General features: G+C 44.8%; 14 protein-coding genes. 2 read left to right on the top strand and 12 right to left on the bottom strand.

From position 1 onward, the window contains the following. Nucleotides 1–6: 6 nt before the first annotated feature. The 6 genes from EC846_RS08490 to EC846_RS08465 form a co-directional block, all read right to left on the bottom strand. Nucleotides 7–1359, bottom strand: coding sequence for an MFS transporter (locus EC846_RS08490; protein WP_004772814.1), 1353 nt, complete (start codon nt 1357–1359; stop codon nt 7–9). Nucleotides 1360–1400: 41 nt separating this feature from the next. Then, entirely contained in the window at nt 1401–2186 is a 786-nt protein-coding gene (pcaD, locus tag EC846_RS08485; RefSeq protein WP_123774873.1) for a 3-oxoadipate enol-lactonase, read from the bottom strand. Between the two features lie 4 nt (nt 2187–2190). Further along, complete coding sequence (locus EC846_RS08480) at nt 2191–3540, bottom strand: 3-carboxy-cis,cis-muconate cycloisomerase (protein ID WP_123774872.1); 1350 nt, start codon at nt 3538–3540, stop codon at nt 2191–2193. Nucleotides 3541–3548: 8 nt separating this feature from the next. Beyond that, nucleotides 3549–4757, bottom strand: coding sequence for a 3-oxoadipyl-CoA thiolase (pcaF, locus tag EC846_RS08475; protein ID WP_123774871.1), 1209 nt, complete (start codon nt 4755–4757; stop codon nt 3549–3551). Nucleotides 4758–5034: 277 nt separating this feature from the next. Then, nucleotides 5035–5688 carry a 3-oxoacid CoA-transferase subunit B gene (locus EC846_RS08470; protein WP_123774870.1) on the bottom strand — a complete coding sequence of 218 codons (654 nt, stop codon included), beginning with the start codon at nt 5686–5688 and terminating at the stop codon, nt 5035–5037. Nucleotides 5689–5690: 2 nt separating this feature from the next. After that, complete coding sequence (locus EC846_RS08465; protein ID WP_004772821.1) at nt 5691–6374, bottom strand: 3-oxoacid CoA-transferase subunit A; 684 nt, start codon at nt 6372–6374, stop codon at nt 5691–5693. Between the two features lie 246 nt (nt 6375–6620). Between EC846_RS08465 and pcaU the strand changes: the two genes are divergently transcribed. Continuing rightward, nucleotides 6621–7445 (top strand): IclR family transcriptional regulator PcaU, encoded by an 825-nt coding sequence (pcaU, locus tag EC846_RS08460; protein WP_004772824.1) that lies wholly within the window; start codon nt 6621–6623, stop codon nt 7443–7445. A 183-nt stretch (nt 7446–7628) separates the two neighbouring features. Here the strand turns inward: pcaU and cntB are convergent, their stop codons facing one another. From cntB to EC846_RS08430, 6 genes are all read right to left on the bottom strand, one after another. Next, nucleotides 7629–8585, bottom strand: coding sequence for a carnitine monooxygenase, reductase subunit CntB (cntB, locus tag EC846_RS08455; RefSeq protein WP_004772825.1), 957 nt, complete (start codon nt 8583–8585; stop codon nt 7629–7631). A gap of 104 nt (nt 8586–8689) precedes the next feature. Beyond that, a complete protein-coding gene (locus tag EC846_RS08450) occupies nt 8690–10141 on the bottom strand; it encodes an NAD-dependent succinate-semialdehyde dehydrogenase (protein ID WP_123774869.1) in 1452 nt (483 codons plus the stop codon). Nucleotides 10142–10214: 73 nt separating this feature from the next. Continuing rightward, nucleotides 10215–11330: a carnitine monooxygenase subunit alpha gene (gene cntA, locus EC846_RS08445; protein WP_004772828.1), complete on the bottom strand. Its 1116-nt coding sequence runs from the start codon at nt 11328–11330 to the stop codon at nt 10215–10217. Between the two features lie 64 nt (nt 11331–11394). Continuing rightward, the gene (locus EC846_RS08440) at nt 11395–12348 is read right to left on the bottom strand and encodes an alpha/beta hydrolase (RefSeq protein WP_123774868.1); all 954 of its coding nucleotides are present in this window, start codon (nt 12346–12348) and stop codon (nt 11395–11397) included. Beyond that, nucleotides 12345–14000: a BCCT family transporter gene (locus EC846_RS08435; protein ID WP_171067030.1), complete on the bottom strand. Its 1656-nt coding sequence runs from the start codon at nt 13998–14000 to the stop codon at nt 12345–12347. The genes EC846_RS08440 and EC846_RS08435 overlap by 4 nt, the downstream gene beginning before the upstream one ends. Before the next feature lie 39 nt (nt 14001–14039). Beyond that, a complete protein-coding gene (locus EC846_RS08430; protein ID WP_123774867.1) occupies nt 14040–15152 on the bottom strand; it encodes a tartrate dehydrogenase in 1113 nt (370 codons plus the stop codon). A 100-nt stretch (nt 15153–15252) separates the two neighbouring features. Between EC846_RS08430 and EC846_RS08425 the strand changes: the two genes are divergently transcribed. Then, on the top strand, nt 15253–16233 hold the full coding sequence (locus EC846_RS08425; protein WP_004772837.1) for a LysR family transcriptional regulator: 981 nt from the start codon (nt 15253–15255) through the stop codon (nt 16231–16233). Nucleotides 16234–16283: the final 50 nt, after the last annotated feature.

Raw genomic sequence — 16283 nt, 5'->3', positions numbered from 1 at the left:
TGAGCCTTAGGTTGCATCGGTATGAGCAACTAGAGATTTAACAAAAATTGCGATGGCTGCTGCCGTAGCAGGAATCATCAACAAGCTGAGAATGGCGGTAAATGACCAGTCATTACCCAATAGCACTGCGCCAATCCATGCACCAAATACGGCACCAAAACGGCCAATACCTGTCATCCATGCCACACCTGTTGCACGACATTGCGTTGGATAGAAACGAGCGCTTAATGCCGGCATTGAAGATTGTGCTCCGTTAATCGCAACGCCTGCACATAACACAAGAATCGCCAATAACGTTGGATTGCTGAGACTTTGCCCAACCGCAATTGCAAACAGACCAGCGAGGAAATAGAAACCTGAAATAATACGGTTTGGATTGAAACGATCCATTGCCCAGCCAATGAATAAGGCACTGAGCACCCCGCCAAACTGGAACAAGCCGCCGATGAATGCTGCGCGTTCCATGGTTGCACCAGTCTCACGCATCAAGGTTGGTAACCAGCTGGTGAGCAGGTAAACCACCACTAAACCCATGAAATAAGTGGTCCACAATAAAACCGTACCTTTGGCATATTGTTTAGAGAACAGCATGCCAAACACATTTTTCTTTTCTGCCACAGCAGATTTTTCTTCCGGGATATGGAAGCTCTCAGCAGCCTGTGCTTTTTCAGGCGAAATATGGGTTAAAATGGTACGAATTTTTGCTGAATCTCGACCTTTGACAATCAGAAAACGATAAGACTCAGGCAAGAACAAAATCACCAGAACCATTAGAATCAAAGGCGTCCAGCCACCCAATAAAAATAAGCTGTGCCATCCAAATGCGGGAATCAACCAGCTACTGATAAAACCACCTGTCGCCATACCGAGGTTATAACCACAGAACATACAGGTCACCATCAATGAACGTACCCGTGTCGGGCAATATTCAGAGAATAAGGTCGCTGCATTCGGCATCGCCGCACCAAGACCGATCCCCGTTAAAAAACGTAATACGACCAATTGATTCAGGTTGTCAGCATAAGCAGATGCCAAGGTAAAACCACCAAAAATCAACATTGCAACGGTTAAAACAATCTTGCGCCCGAAACGGTCAGCTGTTGGACCCGAAACCAGCGCACCAATGATCATGCCACCCAATGCCGCACTCATTACTGGCCCAAGCTGGGAACGGTCAATGCCCCAGTCCTGAGTCAATGCAGGTGCAATAAATCCCATTGCAGCGGTATCAATACCGTCAACAAATACAATGAGAAAACAAACAATTGCGATCATCCACTGATATTTACTAATTGGCGCATTATCAATTAATGCTTGTGCATCTACGCTATTTTTCGATGCAGCAAATTCCTGTGCCATAACTGCCTCCTTGTAGGCGAATTCCTTTCTAACCCTTGCGGTTATATGTTTTGAATAAACTTGGACAATGCCTGTTTGAACACTTGTGGCTGTTCAATATTTGACAAATGAGAAGCTGCCAATATTTCAAGCTGACTGTTTGCAATGTGTTGATGCATAAACTCTGCATCCTGTACCGTTGTAATCGGGTCGTATTGCCCTGCGATAATTAAAGTAGGAAGCTGAATCTGACCGAGTTGCTCCCGAACATCGGCATCGGCTAAGGCACGGCATGCATTGGCATAGCCTTGTGCAGATGTCACAGCCAGACTCTGAATAGTTTTTTGTGCCAGCACATCGTGCGCATAATCAAAATGTTCGCTGAACCAACGGGTATGCGTGGTTTTCACAAGTTCAGCCAAACCGTTTTGCTCTACGCTATCCGCGCGAGTATTCCATGCCGCAGCGTTTCCGATTTTTGCTGCCGAGTTTGCAACAGTAATGCTGTGAAAACGTTCAGCGTGATCAATTGCCAAAGCCAAAGCCGTGATTCCGCCCATCGAAATGCCACAAAAATGTACTTTTTCAATGGCTAAAGCATCAAGAATATCCACAACATCTTCGGCCAGATTTTGCAAGGTCGTATCAGCTATCACTGTGCTGGTACCATGTCCACGTGTGTCATAGGTAATGACCTGATAGTGCTCAGCCAAAGCTGTCACTTGCGCCTGCCACATACCATGATCGGTTCCCAAAGAGTTAGAGAACATGATCACAGGTGCATCTTTGCGCCCTTGAACCTGAACAGCCAGCGGATGTCCCTGACGATTATTGATATGAGTGACCATGTGCTTACTCTCCTTGTGCTGCATGTAGTACTGCATCGATTTGTGCCTGAATATTGCCTAGGTAAGATGCAGGATTGAACAGATCATCTAATGCCTGATCATTGAAATGGGCATTCACTTGCTCCATGTTGGATAACACGGTTTTTAAATGCTGATGCTGGACAACCGCTTGCTGGCAAGCCTGCTCAACCAGATGATGTGCATTCAACCGTCCAAGTTTTGGTGCAAGCGCCATCATCACAGCCTCCGCCATGATGAGGCCATTTGTACATTCAAGATTACGTTGCATCGCGTCTGCGTTGACCTGCATGTGCTCAAGCACTTCACTGCTTCGTTCTAAAGCACCTGCACATAGCTGGAAAATTTCTGGAATCGCAAGCCATTCCGCATGCCATGCACCTAAAGCACGTTCATGCTCTTGCACCATGCTTTGATAAACACTTGCCATTAAGGCTGGCACACGATTGGCTGCAGCAAGAATTGAAGCTGCTGCCACAGGATTACGCTTATGTGGCATGGTCGATGATCCACCACGCCCTTTTGCTGCGGGTTCAAAAACTTCTGCGATTTCGGTTTGCATCAGCAGTGACCAGTCTTTCGCCATCTTGCCAACATTTCCAACAATCAAAGCAAGCGTACTGGCAATCTCAACCATACGGTCGCGCTCACCATGCCATGTGCATGCTGGAACTGTTAAATTGAGTTGCGCGGCAAAAGCCTGAACCACAGCCGAACCTTGGTCTTGTAAAGATGCCAATGAGCCTGCTGCGCCACCGAGTTGTGCAGTCAATACGCGTTCTTTCATTGCATGCAGACGATCAAGATCACGCTTAAAAGCACCTGCCCAACGAGCAAATTTATGACCTAAAGTAATCGGTAAAGCTTGCTGTAGCCAAGTCCGCCCAATCATGACCTGATCACGATATTGTTGTGCTTGCTTTAAGCTCACCTGATAGGCCTGTTGCACTTGCTGTTCGATCAATGCCAAGGCATCACGACACTGCAAAATCGTTGCTGTATCAATAATATCCTGACTAGTCGCACCCCAATGCACATAGCGAGATGCATCTTCATCCTGCTGTTTCACCAAAGCGGTCAGTTGCTTTACAAATGGAATTGCAATATTGCCAGCCAAGCCCGTTGCTGTAGCCAAAGCATCCATATCGATTTGCGCTACAGCATTTTGACCAACCTGTTCAATGATCATTGCCGCTGAAGCAGGAATGACGTTGACCTGTGCCTGAGCTTTAGCTAAAGCAACTTCGGCCTGCACCATATATCCCAATAAAGCATGATCACTAAAAATTGCAGTGACATCAGGCTGATAAAATAAGCTGGCGTATAACTGGCTCATAGCAAACCTCACTCAACACGTTGAATAATCAGTGCAATCCCTTGACCAACACCGATACACATCGAACACAAGGCATATTCACCCTTGATCTGTTCAAGCTGGTTTAAAGCTGTGGTCACCAGACGCGCACCTGAAGCACCTAATGGATGACCTAGGGCAATTGCACCACCATTCGGATTGACGCGTGTATCATCATCTGCCAAACCTAAATCACGGGTGACTGCCAAAGCTTGTGCGGCAAAGGCTTCGTTTAACTCAATCACATCCATTTGCGCTAAAGAGAGATTGGCTTGTTTAAGTAGTTTCTTGATCGCAGGTGCAGGTGCAAAACCCATAATGCGGGGTTCAACACCCACTGTGGTGGCTGCAATAATTTTGGCACGAGGTTTGAGTTGATATTTTTCCACCGCTTCATCCGAAGCAATCAACACCGCAGCAGCACCATCATTAATTCCAGAAGCATTACCTGCGGTCACAGTCCCTTCTGCTTTGACCACACCTTTAAGTTTGGTTAAAGCTTCTAAAGTTGTTGATGCACGTGGATGCTCATCCGTATCCACCACAATGGCATCGCCCTTACGCTGTGGAATGGTCACAGGGATGATTTCACGGGCAAAGAAGCCTTTGGCTTGTGCAGTTGCAGTACGTTGTTGGCTATTGAGGGCAAACTGATCTTGATCGGCACGGTTAATGTTGAACTGTTCTGCTACGTTTTCCGCAGTTTGTGGCATGGTGTCCACACCATACATTGCTTTGAGCTTTGGATTGATAAAACGCCATCCCATGGTGGTGTCTTCAATCTTTTGGCTCCGTCCAAAGGCACTGTCTGATTTTCCCATCACATAAGGCGCACGGCTCATGCTTTCCACACCGCCCGCAATAATCAGGTCAGCTTCATTGGCTTTAATGGCACGGGCAGCCATAGCAATGGCATCCAGTGAAGAACCACATAAACGGTTAACGGTGGTTGCAGGCACTTGATAAGGTAAGCCTGCTAATAATGCTGACATACGTCCAACATTACGGTTGTCTTCACCTGCCTGATTGGCACAGCCATAGATCACATCATCCACTTGTTGCCAATCGACACTTGGGTTGCGTTGCATCAAGGCTTGAAGTGGAATAGCTCCCAAATCATCTGCACGTACTGGTGCAAGACCACCTGCATAACGACCAAATGGAGTACGGATGGCATCAATGATATAAGCGTTTTTCATATTCTTACATTTCCATTTCTAAATCTGTTGTGATCACTGCCACAAATTACGGGTTTAGTCTTTCTTCCTTTGCGTAGGCAATGCCTCGTTTCGCGGCGGCGGCATGGATGCCGCCCGTTGGGCTGTCTTGCGCTGCTTTCAAAGCATTGCTTTGAAATTGCTCAGGATGTACCATCAGTCCAACAAAGGATTTTTGTTACTTTTTATCCTTAAAAAGTAAGGCAATGCCTATACAAAAAGTCTCTGCTTTAACCCGTAATGAGTGGCTGTGTAAACATTATCCTTGAGTCGCATCAATCAATTGAGCACCCGTCAACGCCTGTAACTCCTCAAAGCTCAGACCATCCACTTTCTCAATCACTTTTAAACCATCTTTGGTCACATCAATCACACACAGGTCGGTATAAATCCGATCGACACATTTCAAACCTGTTGCTGGATATGAAAGCGCTTCAACAATCTTCGGCTCACCTTGTTTGGTGGTGTGATCAGTGGTGATAAACACTTTCTTGGCCCCCACAGCCAGATCCATCGCTCCACCCACCGCAGGAATCGCATCCGCTGCTCCAGTATGCCAGTTGGCTAAATCACCATTGGCTGCCACTTGGAAAGCACCGAGTACCGCAATATCCAGATGTCCGCCACGCATCATGGCAAAGGAATCCCCATGATGGAAAAAACTGCCGCCCGTCAGCATGGTGACGTATTCCTTACCTGCATTGATGAGTTCAGGATCTTCTTCACCTTTGGCAGGTGGCGGCCCGAATGCGAGTAAGCCATTTTCCGAATGCAGGAATACATCTTTGTCTGCTGGAAGATAGTTTGAAATCTTGGTTGGAAGGCCGATACCGAGATTGACATAAGCACCATCTGGAATATCTTGTGCGACACGTTCAGCAATCTGGTCACGGCTTAGTTTTTGATAGCTCATGTTTATGCTCCTGTGCCAGTCGTCGCATCAACTGCAACCACATGCTGTACAAAAATCCCAGGGGTAATAATGTGTTCAGGATCAAGCTGACCGAGTTCAGCCAGTTCAGAAACCTGCGCAATAGTGACATCCGCTGCCATCGCCATGATCGGACCAAAGTTACGGGCTGATTTGTTATAAACCAGATTGCCCCAGCGATCGCCTTTGTGTGCCTTGATCAGTGCGAAGTCTGCTTTGATTGGATATTCAAGCACATAGTCTTTACCATCGATATGACGGGTTTCCTTGCCTTCAGCCAAAAGCGTACCGAAACCTGTTGGGGTAAATACCGCACCTAAGCCCATGCCAGCAGCCTGAATACGACACGCCAGATTGCCTTGCGGCACCAGTTCCAGCTCTATCTTGCCTGCACGATACAGTTCATCGAAGACCCATGAATCAGACTGACGTGGGAAAGAACAAATGATTTTACGTACTGCGCCTGTTTTAAGCAGTTTGGCCAAACCATAATCACCGTTACCAGCATTGTTATTGACGATGACCAGATCCTTGATCCCGAGTTCGATCAGTCCATCAATCAGTTCAGCGGGTTGTCCTGCGGTGCCGAAGCCACCAATCATGATGGTTGCTCCATCCTTGATCTGTGACAGTGCCTCGGTCAATGAGGCGGTACTCTTATCAATCATCTGACTACTTCCTGTACTGTGCATCACCCATTCATCCATCTAAAAGCCGATAAAATGAAGTTGAGTGTTTTGTTCGGATTTCTTCTATTTATTCTTGATAAATTCTGCGCTGACTTCTACGTTTTAAAATGGTTTTTGTTCGATTATTATTTTTTATGTTCGATCATCGAACATTATCCAAGTAAATTAGTCGTGATTGGATTAGAATAATTTTCATCAAAGGATTTGAAATGGATAATCTAAACAATGGAAAATGATCAAGATAAAAGTCCGCGACTCATTCATCATAGTGAAAATAAAAAAACCATACGCCATGAGGATTTTATTGCGGGGATTGCCAAAGGTCTGTCCATTCTGGAATGTTTTGGGCCTGAACGCCACCGCCTGAATATGAGTACGGCGGCTGAAAAAACAGGAATGACCCGTGCTGCAGCTCGACGCCACCTACTGACGCTAGAATACTTAGGCTATTTAGATTTTGATGGTCATTATTATTATTTATCTCCAAAAATTTTAAAATTCTCAGGAGCTTATCTCGACGGCTCTTCTCTCCCTAAAATCTGTCAACCGTTGCTGAATCTCTTAACCAATCAGACTTCACTGATTTATTCAGTGATGGTACTGGATAGCTATGAAGCGATTACCATTGCCCGTAGTGCCGCCCATCAACAAACTGATCGGGTCAATCCTTATGGCTTACATTTGGGTAATCGTCTCCCCGCCCACGCCACTTCGGCTGGCAAGATTTTACTGGCACATTTAACGCCCGAACAACAAAAACGCTGGTTAGAAAAATATCCATTAAAACGTTTGACCAAATATACCCATACCGATAGTGAAGAATTTCTGGATTTACTCCATGAAATCAAGGAACAAGATTGGTGTTATTCTTGTGAAGAACATGAGTTGGGCGTACATGCAGTCGCTGTACCCATTTATGATTCCAATGCCAGCGTAGTCGCGGCACTGAATATTGTGTCCCCGACCATGCGTACCACCAAAGACTATTTAATTACCCATATTCTGCCGTTATTACAAGAAACGGCGCGTGATTTACGACAAGTGATTTAATTCAAAATCTTAAGGCAAAAAAAATGCCACATCTGGAATGTGGCGAAAGGTGTACTGTGTATACGGTTATGTCCGTCCTTTTAAATTAATTGCCCTAGCTTAAATGAATATTAATTTTAAACCTTTCACATCTACATTGATTTGAGTAGCTAAAAAACACACTGAGGCAATCAGTCAGACAGTTTACAGATCAAGTACCAATTTCTTGCCTTTGGCACGAGATACACAGATCATCATGGACTGCTGTGATGCTTTTTCATCATCACTCAGATATTGATCGAAATGCTCTGCCTCACCTTCCAGAATCATGGTTTCACAAGTCCCACACACACCTTCACGACATAAACATTCCACATCAATGTTGAGGAGTTCAATCGCCTGCAAGATCGTCTGGTTCCCTTGTACTTCCACTTCCTGATTCGACTTTGCCAGAACAACCGTAAATGCTTCACCTTCCTCTGGTACGGTAGATGCAAATTGCTCCCAATGAATATATTCATCGCGGTAACGATGGTAATTACAACGATCAATCACTGCATCAATCATCGGTTTAGGCCCACACACATAGACGTGCGTACCTTTAGGTTGAGATCCAATCAATTGATCGAGATCAAGATATTTTCCATCTGAATCAATATAGCTAACAATATGTTCGCCATGCTTTTGCTTGAGTTCTTCTAACAATGCAGCATGTTCTGGCGAACGGTAGGCATAATGCAATTCAAAGTCTGCACCACGCGCTGCCAACTCATCCATTTGCGGTACAAACGGCGTAATCCCAATTCCACCCGCAATTAAAATATGTTTCTCACCTTCTTCCGCCAACGGAAATAAATTCTTTGGTTCAGAAATTAGAATTTCACAGCCTTCATTGCACTGATCATGCATATAAACGGAGCCGCCTTTACCTTCGACATCCTTACGTACACAGACTTGGTAAGTCGAAAGATCTTGAGCACAACTCATCAGTGAATAGGCATTGGACAGTTGATCATTCATTTTGACAATGATATGACTGCCACCATTAAACTGAGGAAAATTTTGTCCGTCCTGACGTTTAAATGTGAACCGTTTAATCAATGGGGTCAGTTGCTCTACACGAGTGACCACTGATGGGAACATTTCATAATGACTAGCCATGTCTAAATCCTCTTTACCGCATGCTGCTCATCTAAGCATTTTCTAATTTTAACTGCATATTGCCTGTTGACCCTCGATGAAGAGAGTCCCAACAGGTATTGTTGCTATAATCCTAAACACATATATTTAATGGTCATGAACTCTTCTAAACCGTATTTAGAACCTTCACGCCCCACACCAGATTGTTTAACGCCACCAAATGGCACGACTTCATTGGAAATCGCGGTTGAGTTCATCCCAACCATGCCATATTCCAGCTGTTCAGCAACACGCCAGATCCGTGAAATGTTTTCGCTATAAACATAGGCCGCTAAACCAAAAATCGTATCATTGGCTTGCGCGACCACATCGGCTTCATCTGTAAAGCGAATTAAAGGCGCGACTGGGCCAAAGATTTCTTCCTGAACAATTTCCATATCACGCGATACGTCGGTTAGCACGGTCGGTTCAAAGAAAGTTTGTCCAAGTGCATGTTGTTTACCACCGCACGCCACTTGCGCACCTTTGCCACAGGCATCATCAATTAACTGTTGAGCTTTAAGCACGGCCTTTTCATTGATTAACGGTCCAATCTGTACATTCTGTTCCAAACCATTACCAATTTTGAATTTCTGTACTTCTTGTACAAACTTCTCGGTAAATGCCTGATAAATTTTGTCATGTACATAAATTCGATTGGCACAGACACAGGTTTGTCCTGCATTACGGAACTTGGCAAAGATTGCACCTTGAACCGCTTTATCCAGATCAGCATCATCAAAGATGATGAGTGGTGCATTGCCACCCAATTCAAGTGCCAGTTTTTTGATGGTATCTGAACATTGCTGCATCAATAAACGACCGACAGGCGTAGAACCTGTAAAAGTCAGTTTTTTGACTTTTTCATGGTTGGTAAATACCGAACCAATTTCTTGCGATTTACCGGTCACCACATTGATGACGCCTGCTGGAATGCCTGACATTTCAGCCAATTTAGCAATTGCAAGCGCACAGTATGGGGTTTCATTGGCAGGTTTAATCACAATGGTACAACCCGCTGCCAAAGCAGGTGCCGCTTTACGGGTAATCATGGCAATCGGGAAATTCCACGGCGTAATCGCCGCAACCACGCCGACTGGTTCTTTGGTCACAATAAAACGCTGCTGGCTATTGATGGTCGGAATCACATCACCATAAACGCGTTTGCCCTCTTCCGCAAACCATTGAATAAATGAAGCAGCATATTTCACTTCACCCAATGCTTCGGCTAAAGGTTTCCCCTGCTCAATAGTCATAATGCGTGCCAGTTCATCGGCATGGGCCAGAACCAGTTGATACCAAGCCAATAACAGGTCTGCACGCTTTTGTGCCGTTAATCCTTTCCATGCTGCTAAAGCCTGATACGCCACTTCAACCGCTTCAGTGGCTTCCGCAGCACCCATATTCGGAATCAAGCCAATTTCTTCACCCGTGGCTGGATTGGTCACAGGAATGGTGGCATTGGTTTGCGCATTGACCCACTGGCCATTAATCAATCCGCGTTGTTGAAATAATTGACTTCCTTGCAAACTTGACATGTCATCATCCTATCGATTGAAAGCAAGGTACGGCTTTATCGTCCACCGTACCCTTAATGAGCCTGATACAAAATTACTTGTGATACTGCGCAACAAGATTCTGGAAATAAGCAATACCATGCTCACTGATGCCTGAACGTTGCTTATCGGTCATGATACGGCCCTGACCGCGATAACCACGTGATTTCAAGCCACGTTGTACACTTTCAACCAATTCAAGGTCTTCAGGACGGAAGACATTGCGATACCATTCAATCAAATCTTTCTGATCTTGAGTCAACTCTTCATTGGTGAAGAAAATATCGTAATGCTGCAAAGTTGTTTCCGCATCCATCGGAAACTCATAGATCACCGTCATGAAGTTGGCACCTGGCGGCACGTTAAACATGGTGCACGGCCAAGTCCAGAAACCGCTAAAAGTTGGATCTTTGACTGATGGATCAAGCTTGAAGGACTTCTCTGAAGAACGTGCATAACCATATTGCAGCGTCCAGTTTTGATGCGTAGTGTGCCAGTATTTATCGACCTGTACCGAGTCTGCAAAACCAGGATGCGCTGGGCCACAGTGATAACATTCTAAATAGTTATCAACGATCACTTTCCAGTTTGCAGGTGTTTCTGTTACGAAACGTGCAGCCAGTTTCAAGTCTTTGATTACGGCACAAGCTTCATTGAGTTTCTGTGCAAATTCAGGCAATTGATCTTCAACACAAGTGGCATTTTCATCCATATTGATAAAGACAAAACCACCATATTCTTCAACTTTTAACGGCACCATGCTTGAGTTTTGCTTGTCGAAAGATTCAACATGATCACAGTTACGCGCCAATGCCAAACTACCATCCAGCTTAAATGTCCATGCATGATACGGACAGGTAATCACATTTTTCGCTTTGCCACTGCCACTCAACAACTCATGACCACGATGCGGGCAGACATTATAAAATGCACGTAATACGCTGTCTTTGCCACGAATCACGATAATATTTTCACCAATCACCTTACGGGTAATATAGTCATTGGCTTGGGCAACTTCACTGCCATGTGCCACGCAAATCCAGCTTTTCGCAAAAATTTCTTCTTTTTCACGTTCAAAAACCTGAGAAGATGTGTAGAACACTTTTGGAAATGTCCACGCCACATTTGGGTTTGAACAGAAATCTTCTGGTAATTTTTCAACTGCATTCATGGTTTTACTCCATTAAACTCTTTTGTCCTAACGACCGTTTTATCAAAATTGGCTGATGTTCAAATCACTTGAACATTTGCTTTAACGAACTCAGCATGTGCTGATATAAATCCTGCACTACAGGACAATCACGTACTAAACGTAAACTGCCATGCAGTAATCCTTTGCCGAGATAAAACTCGGCGGCAATATTGGCTTGTTTTAACTTGTCCACGAAAATACGTCCGTCGTCACTCAGTGGATCATATTCAGCCACCGCAACAAAGCTATGGGGCATGTCAGAAAAATCCTGTGCATTCAGTGGCGCTAAACGTGTATCTTTCCAGTCAGTTTCATTCGGAGCATATTGTTTTAGGTAATAATGCATTTCCTCTAACGTGAGTAACGGCGCATGTGCATGCTGCTGGCAAGACGCTGTATCAAAACTGCTGCTCAAACATGGATAGATCAAGGCCAAACCACAGGCCTGATTGCCTGTATGCTGTAGCTGAACCGCCAGTGCCGCAGCTAAATTGCCGCCTGCACTGTCGCCTGCTAACACAATCTGTGCTGGGTTAATGTTCCAGTCTGTGCCATGCGCACGGAGCCACTGATAAACCGTTTCACAATCCTCATAAGCGGCTGGAAAATGATGTTCTGGCACCAAACGATAATCGACACTTAGTACCGCAACATTCAGATCACGACATAAATAACGGGTAATAAATTCATGTGAATCCAGATTACCCAGCATCCAGCCACCACCATGGATAAACAGAATACAAGGCCAACCCGCTTGAGGGGCCTCGCCCCGTGGTGAATACAACCGAACATTGACGGGATGAGTGGTATGCGCAACGGTTTTATCTTCAATATTGACCGCACCATCGCGTGGCAAGGTGTAATGCATACACATGGCATCGTAGGCTGCACGAATTGAATCAATATCATTATCCGCTGCTGAATAAATGCTGCTCCAATACACCAGACTTTGCATTTCTTCGCTTAACTCATAGCGCGTGTTCGGTTGCTGTGTCATGACAATTCCTTTTGACTACTTTTATGTGCAACTGCTGTTGCCGCGATATCAATCTGCATTTGTTGATTTGAATCCGTATGCTCAAGCGCTTCCAAGTCATTAAAGCTATTCTGCTCGATCAAATGCGATGGCACCTTGGAATAATCCTCAATCAGCCACTTCACCAGCCCATAGGTCTGCACCAGAATAATCACAATAAACGGCAAGGCAGTCACAATGGTCGCAGTTTTCATGGTGTCTAACGGCGCCTTCGAGAAAATCATCGCAATCGGCACTAGAGTTAACATCACACACCAGAATAAACGTGCATTTGGAGACGGATCCTGCCCTTCACGCAAACCGCGAGTACAGGTTGCAGAGACGGCATAACCGACCGCATCCATATGTGCTGCAAGGAAAATCACCATAATGCCAAGGAATAACCACATCATCAGCTTGCCTGCTGGCAATAAACCGAGCAGTTGACCGATCGCCACTTCACCGCCTTGCTGACTCAAGACTTGCGGGACATTGACCATACCGTGAATAAAGCTATAGACACTGTAGTTCTCAAATACCCCAAAGATGAACCATAAACCAACGCTACCACCGATGACCATGGCAAGAATCACTTCTTTAATGGTGCGGCCTTTGGATACACGAGTCACAAATAAGGCCACACCCGGTGCATAAGAAATCCACCATAACCAATAGAACACAGTCCATTCACGTGTGAATTTTCCATCCCCCATCGGGTCAGTAAACAAACTCATATCGACAAAATTGGTCGCCATGAGGCCAAAACTCATTAATGAATTATTCATAATGAATTGCGTTGGGCCAAAGCACAGCACATAGATCGCGAACAGCACCACACCCAAACACACCATATGACTTAAGCGTTGCATCCCCTTATCCATACCGACATAAGAGCTCAGTGCAAATAAGATGGATACCGCTAAAATAATGATGACTTTGGTCATGAAGGTATTTGGAATACCGGTTAGTTGCGAAAGAATGTTGGTAAAGGTAACGGCTGTCAAAACCAGTGAAATGGTCAAGGCACCAAACATACACAATAAGAACATCAGATCAACCACACGACCGACTGGACCCGTTGCTTTAAAGCCTGTCACCGCTTCAATCACAGATGCGAGACTCAGACCTTTATTCTTTCTAACATGGTAGCTGTAGCACAGTGAAATCGATGCCAAGGCATAGATTGACCATGCACTCAAACCCGAGTGAAAGAAGGAATAAGCCACGCTGTATTTCAGCGCTGCTGCCGATTCAGGTGCTAAATTTAAACCTGGAGTTTGGTAATAATAAGCCCAGTCCAAAAAGCCCCAGTACAAGGTGGAAGACCCAATCCCAGATAGAATGAACATGAAAATCCATGACATGGTGCTGTATTGGGGCTTGCCTTCACCGAGTTTGATTTTGCCGTATTTACTAAAAGCCAAACCAAAGGTAAAAATAATTGATAAAAAAGCAAATAAAAGTACTGGCGTAGTAAACACTGACGTGGTCCACTGCATCCATTTTGCAGCCAGTTGTATTGATTCAGATGAGTAGATTGCCAAACCAGCCACCGATGTAAACACAACGGCAAGACTGGTGATCGCAAGCGTCTTATCTGTATAAGGTTTTGTAATTTGATTATCCATATCTATTCAATCCATCTCGGATAGTGACTATTCCCTAAGAGATACTTACTCCATCGCGAATAAATCCATTTTTTGCTCAGTCACACAGGATGCAATTGCATCGCCTACTTCATAAGTCTTGGCAGTTCCACCGACATCTGGCGTTTTAGGGCCATGCACCAAAATATGCTCAATCGCCTGCATGATTTCCTGTCCAGCCTGAATCACCTGTTCATCACCGTCTGCCAAGAAATCTAACATCATCGCACCCGACCAAATTGCAGCAATCGGATTGGCAATCTGTTGTCCATAAATATCAGGTGCTGATCCATGTACAGGTTCAAACAAGGATGGAAACTTACGTTCGGGGTTTAAGTTTGCCGAAGCCGCCAAACCAATCGTGCCCGTACATGCAGGTCCCAAATCCGATAAAATGTCACCAAATAAATTCGATGCCACCACCACATCAAAACGCTCAGGTTGCAATACAAACCGTGCCGCTAAAATATCGACATGCTGTTTATCTGCCTTGATTTGCGGATAGCGTTTAGCCATTTCATCGACACGTTCGTCCCAGTACGGCATGCTCACCGCAATCCCGTTAGACTTGGTTGCAGCCGTGATTTTTTTCGCCTCACGCTGATCTGCAAATTCAAACGCATATTTCAAAATGCGATCTACACCATGACGGGTAAAAACTGCTTCCTGTAAAACAAACTCACGATCTGTGCCTTCAAAGGCTTTACCACCAATCGCAGAGTATTCACCTTCACTATTTTCACGAACCACATAAAAATCGATATCCCCCGGTTGCTTGCCCGCCAGTGGACATTTCACTCCGGGCATTAACCGAACTGGACGCAAGTTTACATACTGGTCAAAACGACGACGGAACTGCAGCAATGATCCCCACAGTGAAATGTGATCAGGTACCTTTTCAGGCCAACCCACCGCACCAAAGAAAATTGCATCATATTCCTGTAGAACTTCAAACCAGTTATCCGGCATCATTTTGCCGTGTTCTAGGTAGTAATCACAACTGGCCCAATCAAAGCTATCCATTTGAAGTTGAATGCCATATTTGTCTGCCGCTGCCTTTACAACCTTGATGCCTTCTGGTAGAACTTCTAAGCCAATTCCATCGCCCGCAATCGTGGCAACTTTATACTTTTTTGCCATAACGCTCCCTTACACCTTTGGTTAATATCCTTAGCTGTAAACATGCTGTTTTCGGCAACAATGATCAATAAGAAAACTATCACCCCAATGGACACGGATCGTGAATAATCTACCTAACCTATCGGATTTAAAGGTTTTTTGCACAGTCGCCAAACGCAAGAGTTTTGTCGATTCAGCTGAGGAGCTGGGCGTTTCACCTGCATTTATCAGTAAACGCATCAATATTTTAGAAACCAACCTGAACTGCAAATTGTTCCATCGCAGCACCCGCCATGTCAGTTTGACCGAAGATGGCAAACTGATTCTGGATCGGGTCTCCAATATTCTGGATGAATTCGATGAAATCAGTGAGCTGGTCAATAACCCCTTAAGCACGCCAACGGGTCATCTCGACATTGTCAGCAGCTTTGGTTTTGGCCGAAAACATGTTGCGCCGATTCTGTCTAAACTATTGACCATGTATCCAAAACTTGAGATCCAGTTCGATACCATCGACAACACTAAAGACCTGATTCAGCACAGCATTGATTTGGATATTCGGATTGGCAATGATATTGCCCCGAATATGATTGCCAAAAAACTGGTTTCAAATTTTCGGATTTTTTGTGCAGCACCCAGTTATTTGTTGAAACATGGCATGCCTGAAAATCTGGAAGATTTACGCAGCCACGATTGCCTAACTATCAGTGAACGTGATCAGTCCTCAGTCTTATGGAAATTGCGCCATACCTCGGAAGATATGTCCGTCCATGTCACACCGCGCTTCATTTCCAATAATGGCGAGATTATTCACCAGTTAGCCATTGAAGGACATGGCATTATCTTACGTTCGATCTGGGATGTGGCAGATGAATTGATTAGCGGTGAATTGCAGCACATTTTGCCTGAATACTGGCAAGATGCCGATGTCTGGGCGGTTTATCCTTCGCGTTTAAAAAGCTCGTCAAAATTACAGACCTGTATTCTGTTTATTCAAAATGAACTGATTAACCGTTTACAACATATCCAGAATCTGACGCGTGGAAAGCTGATTCAACCAGTTGAGCCAATCAATCCAAATACTGAAAAAGTATTTCTATAATCGCGATAAGCTGCGTGCTTTCTTTTTTCAGCAATATCATGCACATTAGC

It is taken from the genome of Acinetobacter sp. BIGb0102 (genome assembly GCF_003815055.1).
Lineage (GTDB): Bacteria > Pseudomonadota > Gammaproteobacteria > Pseudomonadales > Moraxellaceae > Acinetobacter > Acinetobacter vivianii.
This window is presented reverse-complemented; position numbering and strand designations above follow the sequence as displayed.

What these genes read in the sequence shown, in the direction of transcription:
- cntA (WP_004772828.1), bottom strand. Translation starts at nt 11,330, where the DNA reads ATGAATGCAGTTGAAAAATTACCAGAAGATTTCTGTTCAAACCCAAAT.
- EC846_RS08470 (WP_123774870.1), bottom strand. Translation starts at nt 5,688, where the DNA reads ATGAGCTATCAAAAACTAAGCCGTGACCAGATTGCTGAACGTGTCGCA.
- EC846_RS08450 (WP_123774869.1), bottom strand. Translation starts at nt 10,141, where the DNA reads ATGTCAAGTTTGCAAGGAAGTCAATTATTTCAACAACGCGGATTGATT.
- EC846_RS08490 (WP_004772814.1), bottom strand. Translation starts at nt 1,359, where the DNA reads ATGGCACAGGAATTTGCTGCATCGAAAAATAGCGTAGATGCACAAGCA.
- EC846_RS08440 (WP_123774868.1), bottom strand. Translation starts at nt 12,348, where the DNA reads ATGACACAGCAACCGAACACGCGCTATGAGTTAAGCGAAGAAATGCAA.
- pcaU (WP_004772824.1), top strand. Translation starts at nt 6,621, where the DNA reads ATGGAAAATGATCAAGATAAAAGTCCGCGACTCATTCATCATAGTGAA.
- pcaF (WP_123774871.1), bottom strand. Translation starts at nt 4,757, where the DNA reads ATGAAAAACGCTTATATCATTGATGCCATCCGTACTCCATTTGGTCGT.
- EC846_RS08430 (WP_123774867.1), bottom strand. Translation starts at nt 15,152, where the DNA reads ATGGCAAAAAAGTATAAAGTTGCCACGATTGCGGGCGATGGAATTGGC.
- pcaD (WP_123774873.1), bottom strand. Translation starts at nt 2,186, where the DNA reads ATGGTCACTCATATCAATAATCGTCAGGGACATCCGCTGGCTGTTCAG.
- EC846_RS08465 (WP_004772821.1), bottom strand. Translation starts at nt 6,374, where the DNA reads ATGATTGATAAGAGTACCGCCTCATTGACCGAGGCACTGTCACAGATC.
- EC846_RS08480 (WP_123774872.1), bottom strand. Translation starts at nt 3,540, where the DNA reads ATGAGCCAGTTATACGCCAGCTTATTTTATCAGCCTGATGTCACTGCA.
- cntB (WP_004772825.1), bottom strand. Translation starts at nt 8,585, where the DNA reads ATGGCTAGTCATTATGAAATGTTCCCATCAGTGGTCACTCGTGTAGAG.